The 21,457-nt window shown below is 52.3% G+C and carries 18 protein-coding genes and 1 tRNA gene; 14 read left to right on the top strand and 5 right to left on the bottom strand.

Annotation, left to right across the window (positions count from 1 at the left end; translation table 11 throughout):
- Positions 1 to 8 precede the first annotated feature (8 nt).
- The 8 genes from nagA to FHS72_RS03850 all read left to right on the top strand — a co-directional run bounded on the left by nagA (position 9) and on the right by FHS72_RS03850 (position 9,410).
- Positions 9 to 1,151 carry an N-acetylglucosamine-6-phosphate deacetylase gene (gene nagA, locus FHS72_RS03885; RefSeq protein WP_183525867.1) on the top strand — a complete coding sequence of 381 codons (1,143 nt, stop codon included), beginning with the start codon at positions 9 to 11 and terminating at the stop codon, positions 1,149 to 1,151.
- On the top strand, positions 1,148 to 2,068 hold the full coding sequence (locus tag FHS72_RS03880; RefSeq protein WP_183525864.1) for an ROK family protein: 921 nt from the start codon (positions 1,148 to 1,150) through the stop codon (positions 2,066 to 2,068). The genes nagA and FHS72_RS03880 overlap by 4 nt, the downstream gene beginning before the upstream one ends.
- A 156-nt stretch (positions 2,069 to 2,224) precedes the next feature.
- Entirely contained in the window at positions 2,225 to 3,388 is a 1,164-nt protein-coding gene (locus FHS72_RS03875) for a Gfo/Idh/MocA family protein (RefSeq protein WP_183525861.1), read from the top strand.
- The gene (locus tag FHS72_RS03870) at positions 3,385 to 4,269 is read left to right on the top strand and encodes a carbohydrate ABC transporter permease (RefSeq protein WP_183525858.1); all 885 of its coding nucleotides are present in this window, start codon (positions 3,385 to 3,387) and stop codon (positions 4,267 to 4,269) included. The genes FHS72_RS03875 and FHS72_RS03870 overlap by 4 nt, the downstream gene beginning before the upstream one ends.
- A gap of 9 nt (positions 4,270 to 4,278) precedes the next feature.
- Complete coding sequence (locus tag FHS72_RS03865; RefSeq protein WP_183525855.1) at positions 4,279 to 5,160, top strand: carbohydrate ABC transporter permease; 882 nt, start codon at positions 4,279 to 4,281, stop codon at positions 5,158 to 5,160.
- Between the two features lie 40 nt (positions 5,161 to 5,200).
- On the top strand, positions 5,201 to 6,418 hold the full coding sequence (locus FHS72_RS03860; RefSeq protein ID WP_183525852.1) for an extracellular solute-binding protein: 1,218 nt from the start codon (positions 5,201 to 5,203) through the stop codon (positions 6,416 to 6,418).
- Between the two features lie 101 nt (positions 6,419 to 6,519).
- The gene (locus tag FHS72_RS03855; RefSeq protein ID WP_183525848.1) at positions 6,520 to 7,653 is read left to right on the top strand and encodes an ABC transporter ATP-binding protein; all 1,134 of its coding nucleotides are present in this window, start codon (positions 6,520 to 6,522) and stop codon (positions 7,651 to 7,653) included.
- A 317-nt stretch (positions 7,654 to 7,970) separates the two neighbouring features.
- Positions 7,971 to 9,410 (top strand): DUF6538 domain-containing protein, encoded by a 1,440-nt coding sequence (locus tag FHS72_RS03850; RefSeq protein WP_183525846.1) that lies wholly within the window; start codon positions 7,971 to 7,973, stop codon positions 9,408 to 9,410.
- A 184-nt stretch (positions 9,411 to 9,594) separates the two neighbouring features.
- Here the strand turns inward: FHS72_RS03850 and FHS72_RS03845 are convergent, their stop codons facing one another.
- Positions 9,595 to 11,268 carry an ATP-dependent nuclease gene (locus tag FHS72_RS03845; protein ID WP_183525843.1) on the bottom strand — a complete coding sequence of 558 codons (1,674 nt, stop codon included), beginning with the start codon at positions 11,266 to 11,268 and terminating at the stop codon, positions 9,595 to 9,597.
- A gap of 408 nt (positions 11,269 to 11,676) precedes the next feature.
- Here FHS72_RS03845 and FHS72_RS03840 point away from each other — a divergent pair, with 408 nt between their 5' ends.
- Together FHS72_RS03840 and FHS72_RS03835 are read left to right on the top strand one after the other, a co-directional pair.
- Positions 11,677 to 12,798 (top strand): DUF262 domain-containing protein, encoded by a 1,122-nt coding sequence (locus FHS72_RS03840; protein WP_183525840.1) that lies wholly within the window; start codon positions 11,677 to 11,679, stop codon positions 12,796 to 12,798.
- Positions 12,783 to 13,436, top strand: coding sequence for an MAE_28990/MAE_18760 family HEPN-like nuclease (locus FHS72_RS03835; RefSeq protein WP_183525837.1), 654 nt, complete (start codon positions 12,783 to 12,785; stop codon positions 13,434 to 13,436). Before FHS72_RS03840 ends, FHS72_RS03835 begins: the two co-directional genes overlap by 16 nt.
- Before the next feature lie 174 nt (positions 13,437 to 13,610).
- Here FHS72_RS03835 and FHS72_RS03830 read toward each other — a convergent pair whose 3' ends face one another.
- Positions 13,611 to 13,835 carry a hypothetical protein gene (locus tag FHS72_RS03830; protein ID WP_183525834.1) on the bottom strand — a complete coding sequence of 75 codons (225 nt, stop codon included), beginning with the start codon at positions 13,833 to 13,835 and terminating at the stop codon, positions 13,611 to 13,613.
- A 376-nt stretch (positions 13,836 to 14,211) separates the two neighbouring features.
- Here FHS72_RS03830 and FHS72_RS03825 point away from each other — a divergent pair, with 376 nt between their 5' ends.
- A complete protein-coding gene (locus FHS72_RS03825; RefSeq protein ID WP_183525831.1) occupies positions 14,212 to 14,862 on the top strand; it encodes a hypothetical protein in 651 nt (216 codons plus the stop codon).
- Between the two features lie 68 nt (positions 14,863 to 14,930).
- Here FHS72_RS03825 and FHS72_RS03820 read toward each other — a convergent pair whose 3' ends face one another.
- Positions 14,931 to 16,640, bottom strand: coding sequence for a plasmid recombination protein (locus FHS72_RS03820; protein ID WP_183525828.1), 1,710 nt, complete (start codon positions 16,638 to 16,640; stop codon positions 14,931 to 14,933).
- Positions 16,641 to 17,258: 618 nt separating this feature from the next.
- On the opposite strand from FHS72_RS03820, the gene FHS72_RS03815 reads away from it, so the two are divergent.
- Positions 17,259 to 17,630, top strand: a complete 372-nt coding sequence (locus tag FHS72_RS03815; protein ID WP_183525825.1) for a hypothetical protein — start codon at positions 17,259 to 17,261, stop codon at positions 17,628 to 17,630.
- A gap of 123 nt (positions 17,631 to 17,753) precedes the next feature.
- Here FHS72_RS03815 and FHS72_RS03810 read toward each other — a convergent pair.
- Positions 17,754 to 17,839: transfer RNA gene (locus FHS72_RS03810), tRNA-Leu, on the bottom strand.
- Positions 17,840 to 18,037: 198 nt separating this feature from the next.
- Between FHS72_RS03810 and FHS72_RS03805 the strand changes: the two genes are divergently transcribed.
- On the top strand, positions 18,038 to 19,015 hold the full coding sequence (locus FHS72_RS03805; protein WP_183525822.1) for a complex I NDUFA9 subunit family protein: 978 nt from the start codon (positions 18,038 to 18,040) through the stop codon (positions 19,013 to 19,015).
- Here FHS72_RS03805 and FHS72_RS03800 read toward each other — a convergent pair.
- Positions 19,012 to 19,809: an undecaprenyl-diphosphate phosphatase gene (locus FHS72_RS03800; RefSeq protein WP_183525819.1), complete on the bottom strand. Its 798-nt coding sequence runs from the start codon at positions 19,807 to 19,809 to the stop codon at positions 19,012 to 19,014. The genes FHS72_RS03805 and FHS72_RS03800 overlap by 4 nt on opposite strands.
- Before the next feature lie 213 nt (positions 19,810 to 20,022).
- Here FHS72_RS03800 and FHS72_RS03795 point away from each other — a divergent pair, with 213 nt between their 5' ends.
- A complete protein-coding gene (locus tag FHS72_RS03795; RefSeq protein ID WP_183525817.1) occupies positions 20,023 to 21,456 on the top strand; it encodes an NAD(P)-dependent oxidoreductase in 1,434 nt (477 codons plus the stop codon).
- The last annotated feature ends 1 nt before the right edge of the window (position 21,457 follow it).

The raw sequence follows: 21,457 nt of genomic DNA, 5'->3' as shown, positions 1-21,457 counted from the left end.
ACGTTGGTATGACCCAAAGCACAGCCTTTCACGCGCATCGGATTTTTGATGGATCAACGTGGCACGATGATGCCGCGTTGATTGTCGCGGATGGGTTGGTGCTGGACATTGTCCATGCGCGTGATGCGCCCGATGCTGAACGGGTTGAGGGCGCGCTTGTGCCGGGCTTGGTCGATCTGCAGGTCAACGGCGGCGGTGGTGTGTTGTTCAACAATGACATCACGGCGACAGGTATTGAGACAATCTGCACTGCGCACGCCACGTTTGGAGCAACGGCGGTGATGGTGACGCTGATCACGGACACAGCTGACAATACCCATGCGGCGATCAATGCGGGACGAGACGCGCTAGGCGCGTCCGGTTTTCTGGGGTTGCATCTAGAAGGGCCGCATCTGGATCTTGCGCGAAAAGGCACGCATGATCTTGCGTTGATCCGCACGATGGATGCGTCTGACCTTGCTGCATTGACCGCAGCGGCAAGCGCATTTGATCACATGATCTGCACAATTGCGCCCGAGTCTGTGTCCTTGGATCAGGTCATGGCCCTTGCCGACGCTGGCGTGACCGTCAGTCTTGGCCATACGGGCTGCGACGCCGCGATGGCTGGCGAATATGCGAATGCTGGCGTCAGCATGGTCACACATTTGTTTAACGCGATGGGCCAGCTGCAGCATCGCGCGCCGAACCTCGTTGGTGCGGCATTGGATGATGGGCGTCTTTGGGCAGGGCTGATCGCTGACGGTTTTCATGTGTCGGACGCCGCGATGCGGATCGCACTACGTGGCAAAGCGGGTCCGGCGAGCGTATTTCTCGTCTCGGACGCGATGTCGACGATTGGCACTGATCTGACCGATTTCACCCTGAACGGGCGTCAAATTTATCGCGCGGACGGGCGGCTCACGCTTGCGGATGGGACGCTTGCGGGTGCTGATATCGCTCTGATCGACGCGGTGCGATATGTGCATCAGTCGCTTGGGTTGCCGTTGGAGGTTGCGTTAAATCTTGCGTCACTCGCGCCTGCACAAGCGATGGGCATTACAGATCGCGGCCATTTGCGGCCCGGTGCGCGTGCCGATTTCTTTAACCTGACGTCTGATGTGACGGCCGCAGGGACTTGGATCGCAGGGCAACGGATCGGGGCGAACGTATGATTTTGTGCTTCGATATCGGCGGGACGGCGATCAAAGTCGCTTGGGCCTATAGCGCCGAGCAAGTGATCCCCAAAGGGCGGATCACCACGCCAACCGACGACTTCGACAGCTTTGTGGCCGTGTTGCGCGGGGTGATTTCCGAGGCGGACGAAGTACCGCAAGCAGTCGCTTTTTCGATTGCGGGCGTGTTGGACCCTGACAGCGGTGTTGCGAAAGTCGCGAATATTCCATGCCTGACTGGACGACGCTTGCAGTCCGAACTTGAAACACTTTTGGGTCTGCCCGTGGTGCTTGCCAACGATGCGGACTGCTTTGCGTTGGCAGAAGCGACCGTTGGCGCTGGGCGCGGGCATGATGTGGTGTTTGGTTTGATCCTTGGCACTGGCGTGGGTGGCGGGATCGTCGTGCGCGGGCAGTTGATTAATAGTACTGGCGGATTCGCGGGCGAGCTTGGCCATGGCCCCATTGCGCAGCGGGTTTTCGACGACCCCGCCGTGACGCTGCCAGCATTCGCATGCGGCTGTGGGCAGGTTGGATGTTTGGACGCGATCTGTTCGGCGCGGGGGCTGGAGCGGCTGCACCGTCATTTGCATGGTGCGACTGTGGACAGTCAGGCGATTGTGGCTGGCTGGGACGCTGACGACGTGCAGGCAAGCAAAACGATTTCGGTGTGGTTGATGCTGCTGTCAGGGCCATTGGCGATGACGGAGAATATGCTCGGCGCGGGGATCATCGCTGTTGGCGGTGGCTTGTCGAATGCGCCAAAGTTGATTGCCGCGCTCGATTCGGCAGTGCGTGAAAAGTGTCTGCGCCAGATCAAACATCCGTTGGTCGTGCCTGCCCAGTGCCCGATTGAGCCAGGTCTGGTCGGGGCTGCGATTCTCGGGCTGCAACGATGTGAAACCGCTGCTGCCTAAGTAGTGTGTTCAAAGTGTAAAAGGTCGGTTTTTCGGCAGTGCGTGAAAAGAAATTACATAGTTGAAAGAAATCATAACAAATATGTGAATATTTCTTGACGTTTGATTGGTTTCCGTCACAAAATCAGAAAAGAAATTTCTTCACAGGGGTGCGACATGAAAGTTGCCATCATCGGTCTTGGGTTCCGGCTTGGGTATCTTGGGTATGTCTTTAGCCAGATGGATCCGGACTTTGAGATCGTTGGATACTTTGATCCAGAGCCAGCGGGCATGGCCACGTTGGACGAGCATGGCATCGGCGCTGGCACCTCTTTTGCATCACCTGAAGAGCTGGTTAAGGCGGGCGGTTACGACCTGCTGATGATTGGGTCGCCAAATCATCTGCATCTTGATCACATTCGTTTGGGGCTTGAGGCCGGGAACAAAGTGTTCTCGGAAAAGCCGATCGTTTCCACAATCGAACAAACCTACGAACTTGCTGCCTTGATGGGTAAATTCGGACCTGAAAATCTGATGGTCGGATTGGTGCTGCGCTATGCGCCGCTGTATCGCGACCTGATCACTGCGCGCGACGATGGCATGTTAGGTAACATCGTGTCCGTCGAGGCCGCCGAGCATATCTACCCGTATCATGGCGCATTCTTCATGCGCGATTGGCGGCGCTACGAGAAATGGTCCGGCAGCTTTATGCTAGAAAAATGCTGCCACGATCTGGACCTCTACAATGGTCTGATTGGTGCGCGTCCTGAACGTGTCGCCAGCTTTGGTGGGCGCAAGACGTTTATTCCTGAAAATGATCCGCGCAACGAAGGTATCAACGATCTGGATATCTATCACCGCAAGCCATCTGGTTGGAACGGGTCCGACAAGGTCTTTGACAGCGACGGCGACATCATCGACTATCAGGTAGCGATTATTGAATACGCAAATGGTGTCGGCATGAATTTTCATACCAACCTGAACGCCCCAGACCAATTCCGCCGCTTTGCTGTTTTCGGCACCAAAGGGCAGGCCGAAGGCGACTTTATCCGCGCGAATTTCAAAGTCACCGATGTGCTGACCGAAGAAACCAAAATCGACAAAGTTTATGCAGAAAGCAAACTATCGCAGCATTATGGCGCGGACGAAGAAATGGCGGCACAAGTGATCGCGCACACGATGCACGGCGGCCCGCTGCCCGTGTCGCCGCTAGATGCGCTAGAGGCAGGTATTCTTGCGCTGGTGATGGATGATGCACGCCGTAGCAAACAGGTCGTCGATATGCGTCCGATTTGGGACAAGTATGACAACGCATTCGTCACCAAGGATTTTGTGGCATGACCCAGAACCGCGCAGCATGGATATTTGCGTGGGCTCTTCTGACCCCAGCAATTTTGTATGTTTTGGTGATTGTAGCTTGGCCGCTGATCGAAACGTTCCGGCTGTCATTTACGGATGCATCTTTGCGCAAGACCACGAACTATGTGGGCTGGACGAACTATCTGAAAATCTTTGACAAAGACTTTCTCGAAATCATCATCCGCACGTTCACATGGACGTTCTTTTCGGTCCTGCTGAAGATGGTGATTGGCACGTTTGGCGCGGTTCTGTTGAATTGTGCTGTGCCGGGTCGGAACCTGTTCCGGCTGCTGACAATGCCACCGTGGATCGTGCCAATGGCTATCGGCATTTTCATGTGGGGCTGGATGTATAACGGCCAATTCGGGATGATTTCGGGTCTATTGCAATGGTTCGGACTGTCTGACGGGCCAGTTGCGTTTCTTGCTTATGGCAGTTCCGCCTATTGGGCGACGATTGTCACTGACGTTTGGATCGGTGTGCCGATGGTCACGATCTATTTCCTCGCCGCGATCCAGTCGATCCCACGCGATTTATACGAGGCAGCATGGACCGATGGGGCAAGCCGCTGGACACGGTTCCGTCGGATCACGGTGCCGCTCATGGCACCTGCGATTATCACCATGTCGATGCTGTCCCTGATCGCGACCTTCAACAGCTTTGATATCATCTGGATTTTGACCCAAGGTGGTCCGTCCGGCAGTACAACAACCATGATCATCGACACCTATTCGACCGCTATCGGATCGAAACGCTACGGCGAAGGCGCTGCACGCGCTGTGGTGATCTGCATCTTCTTGTCGTTGTTCTGCATCGCTTATTTCCGCATGACCCGCAAACTTGCGGGCGGCCAGAAAGCATAGGAGGGGACCATGGCACGTAAATTATTTCGCTCTCACGAGACCCGCGCAATGATCGACCGTTATAGCGTTGTCGAACTGATCGGCATCTATCTGGGCATCGCAGCGTTCCTGTTTTTCATGCTGGCACCATTCGTCGAAGGGTTCCTAGTCAGTCTCAAGCCGCTGGCGCAATTGTTCTCGACGCCCTATTCGTTCTGGCCTGAAAACGGATCATTCGAAGCGTACCGCACCATGTGGGTCAGCGTTCCGCGCTTTGGCCGCTATATTTTTAACTCGCTGTTCATCTCGGTTGTCTCAACGATCATTGTACTGATCTTGGTCGTGCCGGCCGCCTATGCCTTTGCCCGTTTCAAGTTCAAAGGTATGGCGATGGTCTTGGGCGGTTTCCTCGCCGTCTCAATGTTCTCGGGCGCGGTGCTGTTGATCCCGTTGTTCCGCTTGATGCGGACATTGGGTCTGTTGAACACGTATTACGCGATGATCGTGCCGGGTGCTGCGTTCTTGATCCCTTCGGCGATCTGGTTACTGCGGACCTACATGATGCGCATCCCGAACGAGTTGAACGAAGCGGCCTACATGGACGGCGCATCGCAGTTCTACACGTTCCGCCGCGTGATCCTGCCTATCGCACGGCCGGGTATCATCGTGGTCGCGATCATGACGTTCATCGGTGCCTACGCGCAGCAATTTATCTTTGCGCTGACGTTCAACTCTAAGACCGAATTTATGCCTCTACCGGTTGGCCTGTTTGCTTATTTTGGCAAGCAAGAGGTGATCTGGAACGAACTGATGGCGGCGAGTTTCGTCGGAATTGCACCGGCGATGGTCATCATCTTTTTCCTACAACGCTATCTCGTCGGTGGCCTGACCGCTGGCGCAGTAAAACAATAAGAAACGAATAAAAAACCTAACAACAACACGGAGACGACATATGACAACTCTTGTTCAAAATAGCCTGATCGGCCTGATGCTGGCTGGCACCACGGCGCTGCCTGCGATGGCACAGGATATCAGCTGGATTTATTGTGGCGATGCCATCGACCCTGTTCACGAACAATACATCGCAGAATGGGAAGCCGCGAACGACGGCTGGACCGTGACACCGGAAGTCGTAGGTTGGGCGCAGTGCCAAGACAAAGCCACAACACTTGCGGTTGCGGGTAGCCCCGTTGCGATGGCCTATGTCGGTTCGCGTACACTAAAAGAATTCGCGCTGAACGAATTGATCGTTCCCGTGCCAATGACCGACGAAGAAAAAGCGGGTTATTATCCGAATATCGTCGGCACCGTGACGATCGAAGACCAGCAGTGGGGCGTGCCAATCGCGTTCTCGACCAAAGCGTTCTACTGGAACAAAGACATCTTTGAAGCGGCTGGTCTCGACCCAGAAACGCCACCAACGACTTGGGCCGAAACAATTGATTTCGCGCGTCAGATCACTGAAAATACGGACGCTGCTGGCTACGGTCTGCCAGCCAAGACGTTTGACAACACCATGCACCAGTTCCTGCATTGGGTTTACACTAACAACGGTCAAATCATCGATGGTGAAGGCAACATCACGATGGATAGCCCAGAAGTACTGGCGGCGCTTCAAGCTTACAAAGACATCACGCCTTACTCTGTCGAAGGTGCGACTGCATATGAGCAGAATGAAATCCGTGCGATCTTCTTGGATGAATCCGTTGGCATGATCCAAACATCCGTTGGTGCGGCGTTTATGTTGCAAGACACCGACATCAACTGGGGTGTTGCTGATTTACCTGTTGGGCCTAGCTCAAAAGGTCCAGGTACGCTTTTGATCACCGATTCATTGGCGATTTTTGAAGGCTCTGGCGTTGAAGACAAAGCGATCGAATTCGCGAAGTTTATCACGTCTCCAGTTGTGCAAGAAGCCTACGAAGGCGGCGGTGCGGCAAGCCTGACACCACTGCGTCCCGGCCCAGCCGTTGATGCGATGGTCGAAGCCGGTCCATATTGGAAACCGTTCGTTGACGGGATCGAATTTGGCGGTCCAGAGCCACTGTTCACTGACTACAAAGGCTTCCAGAACGTCATGATCGAAATGGTCCAGTCTGTTGTCACAGGCGACGCTGAACCAGCAGACGCGCTGACAGAAGCAGCCGCTGACCTCGAAGACTACAAATAGAACCACCACTCACGTGACCCAGCCGTTGTGATTTAACGGCTGGGTCACATCTACCCAATGCGTCGGGTATTCCACCATTTCTAACCGTCAGGAGAACCCCGTTGGGCCAGCTATCCTTGAAAAATATCGTGAAGACCTTTGGCATCATTGAAGTCGTAAAGGGTGTTTCGCTGGACGTGCACGAAGGCGAGTTCATCGTTTTTGTGGGGCCGTCGGGTTGCGGGAAGTCAACTTTACTGCGGATGATCGCGGGACTAGAGCACACAACTGGTGGCGATATTGTCATTGACGGTAAACGTGTGAACGACCTTGCGCCCGTAAAACGTGGCATCGCGATGGTGTTCCAATCCTACGCGCTTTACCCGCATATGACGGTCTACGAGAATATCGCGTTCCCGCTCCGCGTCGAAAAAGCCTCTGAGGCTGTGATCCGCGAAAAGGTAGAAGCTGCCGCGGCGATCTTGCATCTTGATAAGCAGCTTCAGCAAAAACCGGGCAACCTGTCTGGTGGTCAGCGCCAGCGTGTCGCCATTGGCCGCGCGATTGTGCGCCAGCCCGAGATTTTCCTGTTCGACGAGCCTTTGTCGAACCTAGACGCTGCCCTGCGGGCCGACATGCGGATCGAACTCACGCGCCTGCACAAACAGCTTGGCGCGACGATGGTCTATGTGACACACGATCAGGTTGAAGCGATGACAATGGCCGACCGGATTGTTGTACTGAACGGCGGCTACATCGCGCAAGTCGGCGCACCACTTGCACTATACCACAAGCCGGAAAATACCTTTGTCGCGGGCTTCATCGGCAACCCGCGCATGAACTTCTTACCTGTTAGGGTGCAGTCCGTTTCTGACGACGCGATCACGGTTGATCTATATGGTCAGTCACTGAGCGTGGAGGTTGATGTTCCTGCTGCAAAGCGTGATGGGCTCATCGGCACCGACGTTTCACTGGGCATCCGCCCCGAGCACATCAGATTGGGCGCGGGAACAGCGACGATGTCGATCACGCCAGTCGTGGTCGAGCATTTGGGGCAGCAAACCATTGGCTATGCAGCAATTCCCGGTCGTGAAGAGCATTTCTGCGTGGTCCTGAACGGCACGCAAATGATTACAGCGGACCAAGCCGTAGATGTGTCTTTCGAAACCCGCGATTGCCACGTATTCGATGCGGAAGGCCAAGCATTTGAACGCACCGTTGATCTGTCGACTATGACGGTCCCAACTGTGGTTTAATTGAGCAGTAGTAGGCTGAAATTGGAACTGTTCTGCCGTGTAGGTAGAGCAGTTTTTTTCGTGTGGGACTTGCGATAACTGAAGCAGGTTTCTCGATCAAATCGTAGCGCAACCGGCACAAGCGCGCATCCCCCAAGGGGAAAGCTTATCAACGATTTTGAGAAAATGGTGCCCAGAAGATGATTGCTTTTGAAAACATTAGAAATTTCCGCTTTTTCACATAAGGTCCCAGTTTCTTTGAAGTAATTGCTCTCGGCCCTCGTTGCCAGAGCTTCAAAGAAACAGCCTTTTTGTGGGGCAACTTGTGGGGCACTTTCATGCTTACAAATTCAATCTCTGGCCTCGAACTGAGAGGCAGCACTTATTACCTTCGCGTGCGTGTGCCGAAGGCATATTCGGACGTAGAGCCAAAACGCGAAATCAACCGATCTCTCAAAACACGTGATCGTAAGGTGGCTGAAACGCAGTGTGTTTTGGCGAAGCAAGCACTTCGGCAGCATTGGGACGCATTGCGGGCAGGTCGCGATACTGGTCAGCGATCCATGTTCGAAGCCGCTACTGAGCTCCTCAAAGGGTGGGGAATGACTTTCCGGAGCACGGAAGAGCTTGCGAAGGGAACGGTTGATGAAATCTTGAATCGCCTCGACAAATTAACGGCGGACACAGTCAATACCGTAGCTGTTCCTGCACTACTCGGTGCGGTTGATCTGCCCGATTACCCGCTTGATGAGATGGCAAAGAGGATGCCCGTTTTACAAAAATCTGACATTCGAGCGAAAAACGATAGGCAAAAGCGTGAATGGTCCAGTAACTTCGCCAGAGCCGCTGTCGATTTTAAAAAGCAGATTGGAAAACGGACAGTCCTGAGCATCAGCGAACAAGATGCGACTGATTATGAAGACTACTGGATCGGCCGCCATCGATCAGGGGATGTGTCTGCGAACTATGCAAACAAGCAGATACGTTATGTCCGTCAGATGATCGAAGCGCATTACAACGACATCCGGCTGCCCCGTAGTAAGCGCAAGAACCCATTCTTTGGGATGAAAGTTACGAGTGCCGCATTTGACCCAGTCGATTACAACCGCCGCAAAATGCCGCTTCCGGAAACGTGGATAAGAGATACGTTAATTGGTCAGCGAGTTTTGGAAGGTCATCACCAAGAAGATTCTGACATTGCAATTATCTGCGCTGAAAGCGGGACGCGTGGTACGGAAGTCTATGACCTTCCTGAAGAGGATATTTTTCTGGAAAACGAGATCCCGCATTTCTTAATCCGAGTGATCACGGACGGTCCAAACAAACGTCAGATCAAAAACCTTTCGTCAACACGTCCCGTTGTGCTTATGGGGGCTTCTTTGGAAGCTATGAAGCGGAACAGTAGAGGTTTCATTCGGCATCGCGGCAAAGCAAACTATTCAAGCCAAGTGAATGCTTATCTGCGCGACAACGAGCTATTTCCAGAACTTCCAGCAGGGGTCAGTCGCAACTATACGATTAGCTGCACACGCCACTCATTTGAGGACCGGATGAAAGCTGCTGGTATGGATAATGAGGAGCGCGCCTATCTTATGGGGCACTCGATCGGCGCTATTCGGGGACGGCCGGTTTATGGCGGCGAGGTCGATTTGCGAATTCGCGCCCTGCTGCAAGAAATGGTTGCCTTCGCGACGCTCGGCTGGAAGCCGCGGCCGATCAAGGCGCTTCGAGTCGAAATAGACAACATCTTAAATGAAAAGGGCCATCGGACGGCATAATTTTTTGTCTCTCTGGCAGTTGTAGTGCACAGTTCGCTTTGGGGTATCCGACTTACCTGAGCAAAAAAATGTCTGGCCCAAAGAAGTAATTGGTCCCGCACGAATGTGTAGACCCTATAAGTTTTTACCTCTGATAAATTTGAAAGTTGGCAGACACGCTGTGCTTGTCATGCCGGGCTCTGGCTTAAATAATGGCGTGTTGTCCATTGTGGAACTTAGTCACGAAAGATCTGAGGGGCTCTAATCTGTCGTCAGATAAATCCACTTCAGTAAGAACTTTGTTGACAAACTTAGGACCATGCACGCCCATTTCCGGACAGAATTCTTCGACTTCTCCCACCGGGACCAAGTAAATTCCGATTTCTTCCAGTTTTTGAGCTAAAGTGGAGTAGTTCTGCCGGGCCTCGCCTCTCGGCAAACCGGAAGGCCCCACCTTTTTGACGAGGCTCCAAGCTGATCCTTGCTTCATGGCCTCAGTGATATCGCCCTTAGGAAGTTTTGTAGTTCCAGCATCATCAATGATTTGCTTGATGGAGGCCTTTATTTCTTGATTGCTCTTCACGGGCATTCCACTCGACACGGCAGCGTTGACTTGAGACCAGGGCCCAGAAAAGTCAGCCCAATTTCCACCAAAGGCTTCAATAGACCTTTTTAAATCGTTTTGATTTCGCAAAATGTCGATATCAAAGACTGCCTTTGTAGGTACACCTATTTTCCGTAAAATATTTGCAATAGTAGGAATAGCGTGCTTTCCGCCGGTTGGTATATAAGCAGTATCAAGCCAATGGCCAGATTGTGTTTCTGCCAAGTGGTCTGCAATAGCATTGAATAGGCGGCAGTCGCTGTGATCTTCACACAAAATTGCTTGCTCGTGAAACACTGCCTCAAGCGCATTTGAGTACCTAAGAACGGGTGTGTTCCAAAGCTCCTTTACGGTGTCAGGCGCAGCCTCTGCAACCAAGTTTTTCTTTCCTTCCCTCCTAATGCGGAGCATGCGGACATTGCCTTTTGTACCTTCAAGAAAGCCTCGCATGATATCGCTACTGTGAGTTGCAACGAACAGCTGTCCATTGACCTCAGAAGCCAAAGTTTCCCCCAGTCGCCGCATTTGGGGGGGGTGAAGAAATGCCTCAGGTTCGTCGATCAGCGTGATGTCAATGTCAGACGCAACCGCTTCAAACAGGATGCCGGCATAACTTTTCACGCCGTCCCCTTGCTCATGCAGTGGAGGATTACTTTTCACCGCCTCGACATAGCGGTCGCTGACGGGATGCCCAATGTCGCTGGTTGGCAGTTGACCGACGTGGATCGGAATGACACTGCCGCCTCGGTAGTTAATCATCAGGTCTTGCCCAAATGCCTGGCGGAAAAGCGAACTGATCCGCCTCATCAGCGATTCGCTATCATATAATAAATGCTGCGGGGTTGTGCGTTGATCAGTGTCCGAAATGCTTTTTTGTAAGCGACAGATAGCTAACCTATTGTTTGCGTCGATATTTTTGATGAATCCTAAAGCCAGGCCGTGTTGCAGGAATGGCTGCGCCCAAAGCGAAATATGATCAGCGTAAATGTTCCAGTTTTTGTAACGATAATGTTTCTCAACAATTTGTGCGTGCTCTTCAAGATAGCCTTTGAGTTCATCCGCTGTCCCGGTTTTTTCGAGTTCGAGTGACGTCAGGACTACTGGGCGAGCTTGTTCTCCTTCGTTCGTATACTTCACGATTTCTCGCAGCGTCTGGGATTTTCCGCTGTTGTTAGGGCCAACAATAATAACCTTTTCTTTGGCCGTGAACGAAAAATCTTGACCGCCAGAAAAAGAAATCTTTGCTATCGAAACACGTGGTTTTTGAGCCATCATGAAATACCCTGAGATATAAGGTTACCAATATAGTCCAACCCTTAACCTACGGGAACATAACTAACCATATGCTATGGTAATTGTTGCAAAGGATACGTTGAGGTATGTCCCAAAAACGGATTGCACCGCAGTGAATTTGTCGCGTCATAAAAGTCAATCGGACGGCATTGTTTTCGATCTATGTGGGAATGCGTCTTGCTCAGAATTTGTTTCTCGATGCGCGGTGCAAAGCAGCTTGGGCGGGAAGCAGAAGTGTGCTGCCATTTTCAAACAGTCTTACTAACTTTAACAAAGCGTCATCCTTTGTTCGGAGTGGCTCCACACGTTCAGTAGTGGTCCAATTTCCATTGCGTTCCAAGCGGAATTAGGTTGAAGTCAAAAGCGGTCAAAACAGGAGTGTGTAATCCAATGTCTCTCAAAACTGAAATCGAAGAAGCAAGGCAGTCTGTCAAGACTGACCGATTGCAGTTGTCCGTTGGTGAGATCATCTCAATGTACCAGAATGACGAGCTGAATATCCAACCTGAATTTCAGCGTTTATTCAGGTGGTCTGATGAGAAGAAAGCAAACCTCATCGAGTCAATCCTGATCGATATCCCTATACCATCCATTTTCACCTACGAGAATGAAGACGGAACCTGGGAGCTCATTGATGGCCTTCAGCGCATTTCGACAATTTTTGAATTCTTCGGCGTCCTAAAAGAACTCGATACGGAGGACTTACTTCCACCTTCCGCACTACAAAAAACAACATATTTGCCTTCACTTGAAAATGCAGTTTGGGAGAATTCAGACAAAATTGATGGCGTTCCGGTAGACATGCAAAAGGCATTAGAAAAACCACAGCAGTTAGCTATTAGGCGAGCGAGGCTTGATGTTCAGGTGTTGAAGCAACCAAGCGACGCAGAAACAAAATTTCACCTATTTCAAAGGTTAAACCGCGGGGGCGCCTATGCCAACGAACAAGAAGTCCGAACGTGTGCGATGGTGATGGTAGCACCTGATTTTGTTAAACGAATTAAAACACTTGCAACAAACGAGAAATTTGTTGGGATGGCATCAATAAAAGAAACGGCAGTTAAGCGACAGAAGGATGTGGAGTACATTGTCCGAACTTTAGTTCATACCTACCGTGATTACGACAACATCAGTGACGTCGAAGAGTTTTTAGATAGAGAAATCATTGAAATCTTAACAACGGAAAATGTTGACGATTTTGAAGAAAAGTTCATTTTTACAGTGAACATATTGCACGAAATTTTCGGTTCCAAAGCTCTTTTTCCAGATGCAGGAACAATAAATAGTCCCGGAATCAGGTTTTCGCTTCGTGCTCTTGAGGCTGTTTTCGTAGGCATCATGAGGAACACTAAAGATATCCAGTTGCTTGGGCACCCAGAAGAATTCGTAAAGAAACAGATTCTTGGTTTCTGGCAGCAGCCAGAAGCTGAGGCAATGTCTGCGTCGGGATTACGAGGTACCCAACGTTTGCAACGAACTATTCCTTTTGGTGACACATGGTTCAAGCCTTAAAGAGCGACATCCAGCGGATGCACGAAAATTATATAGAGCGGCTAAGTACTGACAGATTGTGGCGTGCACGCGAACTTTCAGATTTGCGCGTGATGCATAGCAAGGCTGAAACTTCGCGAGAAAAAGTGGTAACATCTCGTGCCATCGTTGTTCTGAGTTACGCCCATTGGGAAGGGTATTGCAGCAGTTGTGCTGGCACTCTGGTTGACTTTCTCGAAGCTAAAGAAGTTCCTTACAGTACGTTGCCGCCAGACATGTTACTGGGCGCGTTGGCCGCTGCTCTCGATAGTTATAGAGATACGGCGGATAATTTAGTTTCACGTCGCAAGCTCATAGCAATTTTCCAGGAAACATTAGGAAACCACATCAAAAATTTTGACCGGAGAGTTATCTTACCACGATCGAATTTGAACTTTGAAAGACTTCGGTTCATTCACGAGACCATTGGAGCTGACATTCAACCATTTCAAAGGTATAGGCTGAAAATAGATAAAGAGTTGGTCGCGTGGCGGCACCTTGTGGCTCATGGTGAAATGTTTACTTTGGAAAACTATTTGGCAGTGGCCCACACCAATTTATGTGAAGAACTCATGTTTTTGACTAAAGATACGTTCGAGACGGCTCTCTACACACATTAGTCAAAAAAATTGCTCGCGACGAATGGCCGGGTCGACGCAGTGGGGCGTTTTTTGATTGATTTCATATGTGCGAATTTGGCCGTTTCTGACTAAGGTAAAATCTCGGATTTCGGCTGTAATTCCGCAACTTGAACCGTTGGACGCGAAGCGGAATTGACTAAACTATACTACATATCAGGCCGCCGTTGGCAGTGCTTGGGCGAACTTCCGTATCTCGTTAAGTCGCTGATCCTGAGAAGAAAATGCGTTTAATTCTGCTTCAAGCCGATTGTAAATTGGAATGTAATTAGCTCCGTCATCACGTTCAGTGATTATTTTTGCTACAAGCGCAATCGCTTTCTCGATCTTTGTCTTTTGGGGGCCGCGCATTTTGTTCTCCGAGTTATCTTCGGAGTACATGGGATCGTCCTTTGGGTGACGGAAATAATTCCTTATGCATGCCGGATCGCGATCGGTGTGCTAATTAGGGTAGGAGCATTGGTCCTGCTCAATATCGCATGCACGTACCAGTGAATGCTGGTGATTCCGCTATCGGGCTGGATAGGATGTATGGCTTGCCGAGAAGAGTATAATGGTTTGCGCTAAATTTTTTCGCACAAACAAATTAGTCTCACCTCCGACATCGACCGATATCCTGACTACCGGCCCATTTGGGTCGGTAATACCCGGTAATACCATTACCGCGTATTACACCCCCACCGGAGACACGATATGTCGAAACACGAAAAAAACCTCAAATCCGCCCCCCCCAACCGACGACGAACTTGAAGGTCGCGTGGAAAAGGCAATTCTTGCTTACATGGCCGCGCACGATAACCAAATGCCAACCATCGCTGAACTCAACAGAACGATCGGCACATCGAACTCAAGGCTTTGCCCTGCTGCAAAGGTAGTGAAGACGCGCCTGGCAGCGGTACAGACGAAACTGGCATCGATGCCTGACATCCCAGAAGAGCTGTCCCTTTCGCACGAACAGGCCTTGAAAGCGATCTGGGCGAAAGCGCGTTCTTATCAAACCGCGGAAATCGAAGACCTCAAGCGCAGTCAGGCTGCTAAGGACGAGATGTATCGTAATGAGATCCGCGAAATGCAGGAAGTCATAGAGCTGGTAGAGGCAGCCGAACAGAAAGCGACGCAGACAGCCCAAGAGACCGCCGATGCACTGGATGCCTCGCAGAAGTCCCTTGCGGAAACGCAGGCCGCTCTTATTGCAGCCGAAGCACGACTTGCTGAGCAAGACAAGTTCGTCAAACTGTTGGCCGAGAAATTTTCTCCTGAAGCGGCTGACGAGAAAACGGAAGAAGCAAAACCATCTTCTCGTCGTACAAAGAAAACCGCCGCATCTACGACCAGGTTTGATGAGCCGGAAACCTTGGATCTGCCGGGTGTTCTCGATTCCGATGACGCGACCGGTTCCTCACAATGACTTATATTGGGCTTGGTGGCCGGCTGTCGTTCCGTGTGGCCAGCCTGAGGGCTGTCGCCTTAGAGGCGTCAGTCCCCGCGGAAACGCTGGCGCTGACGTTGAAGCTGACGCGGGCGAAGCTTAGCTGTGGGTAGCTCGTCAGTGTGCTGTTTCGCTCGCTCTGGGTCCGTTGCCGTCTCCGGTTTGTGAATTCCCGTCTCAAGATCAAAGCCTCGAAGTTTTGCTATTTCTTCGATGACATCCAATCCTTTGCCAACGCTTTTACGCAAGTTTGGCGCATCGTCGCTCAGCAAATATGCGTCACTTGTCGCATGCCAGGCATTACGCAGCTCAAGATTTGCAGTATTGTTCAACTTTTTATCCAGTACGTCTTTGGGTGTCTTTGCATCAAATGCCCAGGCGTCAGGAAATGATTGCGATGTAAGCTCAGTTGCTGTGGTCATGCCAGAAGCAATGGATGTGAGCACATCAGGCGCTCTTTGGCCTGCTTTGCGTTCGGCTTCGACTAAGACAGAGGCTTTTCGACGTTGCTCAGCCTCGACTTTCTCTATTTCTTTTTCTCTTTTTGTGATCTGCCAGACCTTCTTTGCGAAACCTATCAGCCAATCTCGGGCGGGTTTTGTCGCGTCTATTAAAAAATTTCGACGCTCTTCGTCCCTCGGCTTGTTTCCGCCCCATTTCAGACCCTCGCCTCTTTCGTCAATTGGTGCCGCATATGCGATTTCATCGGCCAGAATTGCCTCAGTGCCAATTTCCATCGATTTGATCCTCTGCCTTGAGGTTTCTTCGAGGGCTTCTGCGGCACGCTCTCGAGCGGTGGCCTTCACAACAAGGGTTTCTGCTGCATCCAGCTGCTTCTTCGCCAACTTCTCGTGTCGCGCGGCCTTTGTGCGATTATCGTCGGCTTCCGCAGCTAATGCTGCCGCGATTTCTCTGCCGCGGGACGGTGTAATATTGTGCCGCTTTACAACCGCCTCGCCCATCATTCTCTGACCACGCTCTTTTTCGGCGCGGCGTTCGCCTCGCGTAACATCGAGGCCAGCAGATTGCGCATATTCTGCAACGCGGTCCTGCAATAGTTCATAACTCTTGCGCTTAATTACGTCATCGTCGCAGTCGCCTTCAAAAAGTTTGTATACTTCTTCTTTACCGAACAAACGGTGCTGTCGATGGCTAAGCATGCGACGATCGGTTCTGCGTTCTCGATGCTCGGGCGCAATCACGAATGATAGATGTGGCGTCTTCTCATCCAGGTCGAGGCGCGCATAAAGCACCTCATTGCCAAATTCCGCTTCCAGATAACCGAGAGCAAACGAGCGAAACTGATCGACTTTATCTGGATCTTGCTCGCCATTTGAATCAAGAAACCATTCATGTGAGATTGAGAGGAAGCCTTCAGTGAATGGATGAACATTCTTTTGGTCCCAGGGGAAATTGATCAAATCTGCCAACGCATTGATGTCATCGCCGGCAGCCTCAACGGCAGCCTCATCGGCAGCCTCAACGGCAGCTTCCAGATCTTTAAGCTCTGACTTTCTGCGCCGTCTAATTAGTGACTGCCGCCGCAAATCAATATTGTCTCGTTGCATATTGACGATGTGGCTATCAACAATCTCGCGTAGGTTTTCGTGGCCGATCGGGAATTCGTTGAGGTAGGTGCGCGTGAGATCGACGTTATCGACATCCCCCAATCGTTTGCCGTGCGCTTCAACGCCGCCGATGCCGTGATAGGTGACGCGTTCATAACGCAAGACGATGAGGTGTTCTGGCTGTTTCATTGAAAGGAAATACGCCCCGAAATCGGAACTCCAAACGCGACCGAAGGGCGAGGTTTGAGGTGCTCTTGCGACGCGCTTCTACTGATGCGCTCAACTGTTTACTCACTATGAAGCTGAGCGCATCGACCTACGGCCGTTGCTCTCAGCTTCTTCGTTCGTCCAGGACGCTGTCCCGGAACCCTGTGCCGCCAGCAGGGCGCCTGTGCGGCGGGCAGCAAGGGGCATCGTTCGCCACTCCCCCTTGCATCCCACTGGCGTCTCCGACGGCTCAGGAGAGAAGTCGTTCCGCACTCTTCCCTCCGAGACCTCCCTACTGCTCGACGCTCCCCGCGCCAGCCAAAGAGAAGGCTAACGCCCTCTCCTCGACCTCTCCCGTCAACCGACCCATAGATGATTGAGGTGGTGGAAATGCAAAACGGCTGGAGGCCTACGCCAGTCTGTCGTGCAGCATCAGGCCCCTCTTGCGAGACCTGATGTCGCACCACATCGGGCGGAAATGATGAAAGGGAAAACGCGACGACCGGTGGAGTATCTCCGACTCCGGCGGCCTTGAAGACAGCTTAGATAAGAATATCGCAGCAACCTGCTGCTTGCTGTCGAACCAAGGAGACCATCATTATGAATGTACATCATATGAAAAAGCCGACGCAGCACGACATCTTGTCGGAGGCCGTTGAAGACGCGCGTGCTTTCTTCGACCGCGAGACGCCCGCCCTATGGGAGCTCTGCAACGCAATCGCTGACCTTGCCGCCCGCGAAGCTGTCGAGGAACTCACAGGGCTGTTCAATCAGAAACATCCAGTCGCTGAAACTATAGCGAGAGCAGTCAACACGATCATTCAAGCTTTAGTCGTCGTGCCATATGCCGTTGTCGAAATACTCGAGACAAAAGGCGGCCTGAACGGCGTTGTGGGTGCAGCCATCAATTATTACGGACCGAAGCTCACTGATATCAGCAATCGGCTGCTACGCGCCTCAAAAAGCGGCTAACACGAATCGCAAACTTGCTCCTCACGCGCACTCGCAGTGTGGGGCAGTTTGTGGGGCAAAAAATGCGAAAAACTAAAATTAACCTCAGGAAACCAACGTTTATTGGTCTTTTGGGGTTGACTTTGGTGCCCAGAAGAGGACTCGAACCTCCACGTCCATACAGACACCAGCACCTGAAGCTGGCGCGTCTACCATTCCGCCATCTGGGCACGGTTGGTAGCGGTGATCTAGTGACACGCGCGGTGCCTGTCAACGCGATTCGCATTGGTTTTTGTAGGAACTCTGCGCCGTTAGGCGCGAATGCTCGAAAAATCTGTTAAAACATGCGAAACCGAACTGGCTCTTTCGTCTTGTCTGTAGGGCCTGTCAGTCGTAAACACGCTTGAAATCAATGAAAGGCCAGCCTCATGTCCAAGCTCGTTACCATTTTCGGCGGTTCCGGTTTTGTCGGGCGCTATATTGCGCTGCGGTTGGCGAAAGAGGGCTGGCGTGTGCGCGTTGCTGTGCGCAACCCCGAAACGGCTGGCTTTGTGCGCCCTTACGGTGTTGTTGGTCAGGTTGAACCTGTGTTTTGTAACATCCGTGACGATGCGAGCGTCGCTGCTGTGACCCGTGGTGCCGATGCTGTTGTGAACTGCGTTGGTGTGCTGGCTGAAACTGGGAAAAACACATTCGAGGCTGTGCAGGTTGAAGGTGCTGAGCGTATCGCGCGTATCGCTGCTGGTATGGGCATTGACCGGATGGTGCATATCTCTGCCATTGGTGCTGATGCGGACGCTGAGAGCGAATATGCTAAGACCAAAGCGCAAGGTGAGGCAGGCGTGCTGGCTCATATCCCGAACGCTATGATCCTGCGTCCGTCGATCATTTTTGGTGCCGAGGACGGTTTCTTTAACCGCTTTGCGAGTATGTCGCGCTTTGGTCCGATCTTGCCTGTTGTGGGTGCCGATACGAAATTCCAGCCAGTGCATGTTGATGACGTCGCTGCTGCTGCGGTCAAAGGGATCGATGGCGATGCGTCTGGCGTGTTCGAGCTTGGCGGGCCTGACGTAAAGACCTTCCGCGAGATGATGCGGGACATGCTTGAAATCGTGCGTCGTCGTCGTTTGATCCTGAATGTGCCGTTCTTTGCTGCGCGGATCATGGCGACCTGCTTTGGTGTTGCCCAAGCGCTGACGCTCGGCATCGTGAAAGCGCCTGTGACGAAGGATCAGGTGATCAATCTTGCCATTGATAACGTTGTGTCCGCGGATGCCAAGGGCTTTGCCGATCTCGGTATTCACCCGACGACTATGGCGTCCGTACTGCCTGACTATCTGTGGCGGTTCCGCCCGTCTGGCCAGTACGACGCGATCAAAGAATCTGCGAAGAACCTGCGTACTTAAGTGTAAGCCACGCCCAATAGGATCAGCCCAAGCACAACGCGGTAGATCACGTAGGGCGTGTAGCTGACCGATTGCAACAGCTTCATCATCAATGACAGCGCGAGCAATGCCGCGATGCAGGATAGTATCGCGACAATAGCGATGTCGCCCATGACGTCGGGCGTTCCGATCACGTCGAGGCTTAGCAGGGCAGCCGATGCAATAATTGTCGGGATCGACATAAGCATGGCAAGCCGCGCCGCGTCGCTGCGTTTATACCCCAGTTGGCGTGCGCCTGTGATCGTGATGCCTGACCGCGACGTGCCGGGGATCAGGGCCAGACATTGCCATAGGCCCATGATCAGTGCGTGCTTTACGGTCCAATCTTCGGCGTCGTGTGTCTCTGCGCCTTTTTGGTCTGCCCAATACAACACAATCCCGAATATCAGCATCGTCCAGCCGATCACGGTGATCCCGCGCATGGCGTCGGCAAGGCCGGTGACTTTGAGGATGAGACCAAACAAGATTACCGGGATGGTGCCGACCAGCAAGCAAAGCGCGAGAAATGCGCCTTTCGTGTCGATTTTGCCGCGTAGCAATCGCAGTGTGCCGATTAACGCCAGTTTCACGTCTGCCCAGAAGTAGATGATGACGGCGACCAATGTGCCAACGTGGGCCGCGACGTCGATCACTTGGCCTTGGTCGTCTAGTCCGGTCAGCGATGGTAGAAGGATCAAGTGGCCCGATGAACTGACGGGCAGGAACTCTGTCACGCCTTGAATCAGGGCGACGAGGATAAGGGTGAACAGCGGCATGGGGGATCCTTGATTCGGTTGGCCGCACAATAGACCCCTTTATAATCTGGGAAAGAGTCGAATTAGGGATTAACCCGGACCTAAATCGGACGCTCGGGTGTGTATTTTTTTCCCCAAAGTGTGGAAAACTAATAAATAGGTCAGTACTGCTGACTTTTCATTCTCGGCGACCACGACTAAAAGGCAAGTCTAGCCCTTTGACAGGAGGATGCCATGGCCGGCCAAAAAATGCTAAAGTTCGTGAACGTCGAACGTGATATGCCAGAAAAACGCGCACCAAATCTGCGCAACACTGACTTTCAGGAAATTTATGCTGAATACGCGACCGCCAAGGCCGAAGAGCAGGCAAGCCGCTGTTCCCAATGTGGTGTGCCATATTGTCAGTCGCATTGCCCGCTGCACAATAACATCCCCGATTGGCTACGTCTGACCGCAGAAGGGCGCTTGCGAGAAGCCTACGAGATTTCCCAAGCTACCAACACATTCCCAGAGATTTGTGGTCGCATCTGCCCGCAGGACCGTCTGTGCGAAGGTAATTGTGTGATCGAACAATCCGGCCATGGCACTGTCACCATTGGCTCGGTTGAGAAATACATCACCGATACAGCGTTTGAAGAAGGCTGGGTGGCGCCGATCCGCCCACGCGTTGAACGTACCGAAAGCGTTGGCATTATTGGCGCAGGGCCTGGTGGTCTTGCTGCCGCAGACATGCTGCGTCGCGAAGGTGTGCAGGTCACTGTTTATGATCGTTACGATCGCGGTGGCGGTTTGCTAACTTACGGCATCCCCGGCTTTAAGCTGGAAAAAGACATCGTGATGAAACGCATGGACCAACTGACTGACGGCGGTGTTGAATTCGTTCTGAACTGCAACGTCGGCGAAGATATCTCGTTTGATGCGATCCGTGGCAAACACGATGCGGTCCTGATTGCGACTGGCGTCTATAAAACGCGCGACATGGTTGCCCCCGGTTCCGATGCTGACGGTATTGCAAACGCGATTGATTATCTGACGGCCAGCAATCGTAAATCCTTTGGCGATGTTGTCGAAGAATTTGAAAGCGGTGAATTGAACGCAGAAGGCAAGCGCGTTGTTGTCATCGGTGGTGGCGACACGGCGATGGATTGTGTCCGCACAGCGATCCGTCAGGGCGCAACATCTGTGAAATGCCTGTACCGCCGCGATAAAGCCAACATGCCGGGGTCGCAGCGCGAAGTGCAGAATGCCGAAGAGGAAGGCGTCGAATTTGTCTGGCTTTCCGCGCCGAACGGTTTTGAGGGCGAAGTCGTTTCAGGCGTTCAGGTCCAAAAGATGCGTCTTGGTGCACCCGATGCGACGGGCCGCCAAATGCCGGAACTGATCGAAGGTGCTGACTATGTCGAAGAGGCCGATCTTGTAATCAAGGCGCTTGGCTTCACACCAGAAGATCTGCCAGCGCTTTGGGGTGTTGAAGGTCTAGAAGTCACGCGCTGGGGCACGGTGAAAGCCGCGTTTGAGACGGGTCAGACCAGCCTTGATGGTGTGTTCGCCGCAGGTGACATCGTGCGCGGTGCGTCGCTTGTTGTTTGGGCTATTCGTGACGGGCGTGACGCCTCTGCTGCGATCTTGCAGTACCTGTCGCAAGCCACGTCAGTCGCAGCGGAGTAGC

It is taken from the genome of Yoonia ponticola, from assembly GCF_014199395.1.
In the GTDB taxonomy this organism is placed as follows: Bacteria; Pseudomonadota; Alphaproteobacteria; order Rhodobacterales; family Rhodobacteraceae; genus Yoonia; species Yoonia ponticola.
Note: the sequence above shows the minus strand (reverse complement) of the source record. Positions and strands in the feature narration are given on the sequence as shown.

Excerpts from the sequence above, each read along its gene's own strand:
- FHS72_RS03820 (WP_183525828.1), bottom strand. The coding sequence starts at position 16,640 with ATGAAACAGCCAGAACACCTCATCGTCTTGCGTTATGAACGCGTCACC.
- FHS72_RS03870 (WP_183525858.1), top strand. The coding sequence starts at position 3,385 with ATGACCCAGAACCGCGCAGCATGGATATTTGCGTGGGCTCTTCTGACC.
- FHS72_RS03795 (WP_183525817.1), top strand. The coding sequence starts at position 20,023 with ATGGCCGGCCAAAAAATGCTAAAGTTCGTGAACGTCGAACGTGATATG.
- FHS72_RS03850 (WP_183525846.1), top strand. The coding sequence starts at position 7,971 with ATGCTTACAAATTCAATCTCTGGCCTCGAACTGAGAGGCAGCACTTAT.
- FHS72_RS03875 (WP_183525861.1), top strand. The coding sequence starts at position 2,225 with ATGAAAGTTGCCATCATCGGTCTTGGGTTCCGGCTTGGGTATCTTGGG.
- FHS72_RS03805 (WP_183525822.1), top strand. The coding sequence starts at position 18,038 with ATGTCCAAGCTCGTTACCATTTTCGGCGGTTCCGGTTTTGTCGGGCGC.
- FHS72_RS03860 (WP_183525852.1), top strand. The coding sequence starts at position 5,201 with ATGACAACTCTTGTTCAAAATAGCCTGATCGGCCTGATGCTGGCTGGC.
- FHS72_RS03835 (WP_183525837.1), top strand. The coding sequence starts at position 12,783 with ATGGTTCAAGCCTTAAAGAGCGACATCCAGCGGATGCACGAAAATTAT.
- FHS72_RS03865 (WP_183525855.1), top strand. The coding sequence starts at position 4,279 with ATGGCACGTAAATTATTTCGCTCTCACGAGACCCGCGCAATGATCGAC.
- FHS72_RS03840 (WP_183525840.1), top strand. The coding sequence starts at position 11,677 with ATGTCTCTCAAAACTGAAATCGAAGAAGCAAGGCAGTCTGTCAAGACT.
- FHS72_RS03815 (WP_183525825.1), top strand. The coding sequence starts at position 17,259 with ATGAATGTACATCATATGAAAAAGCCGACGCAGCACGACATCTTGTCG.
- nagA (WP_183525867.1), top strand. The coding sequence starts at position 9 with ATGACCCAAAGCACAGCCTTTCACGCGCATCGGATTTTTGATGGATCA.
- FHS72_RS03800 (WP_183525819.1), bottom strand. The coding sequence starts at position 19,809 with ATGCCGCTGTTCACCCTTATCCTCGTCGCCCTGATTCAAGGCGTGACA.
- FHS72_RS03880 (WP_183525864.1), top strand. The coding sequence starts at position 1,148 with ATGATTTTGTGCTTCGATATCGGCGGGACGGCGATCAAAGTCGCTTGG.
- FHS72_RS03845 (WP_183525843.1), bottom strand. The coding sequence starts at position 11,268 with ATGATGGCTCAAAAACCACGTGTTTCGATAGCAAAGATTTCTTTTTCT.
- FHS72_RS03830 (WP_183525834.1), bottom strand. The coding sequence starts at position 13,835 with ATGTACTCCGAAGATAACTCGGAGAACAAAATGCGCGGCCCCCAAAAG.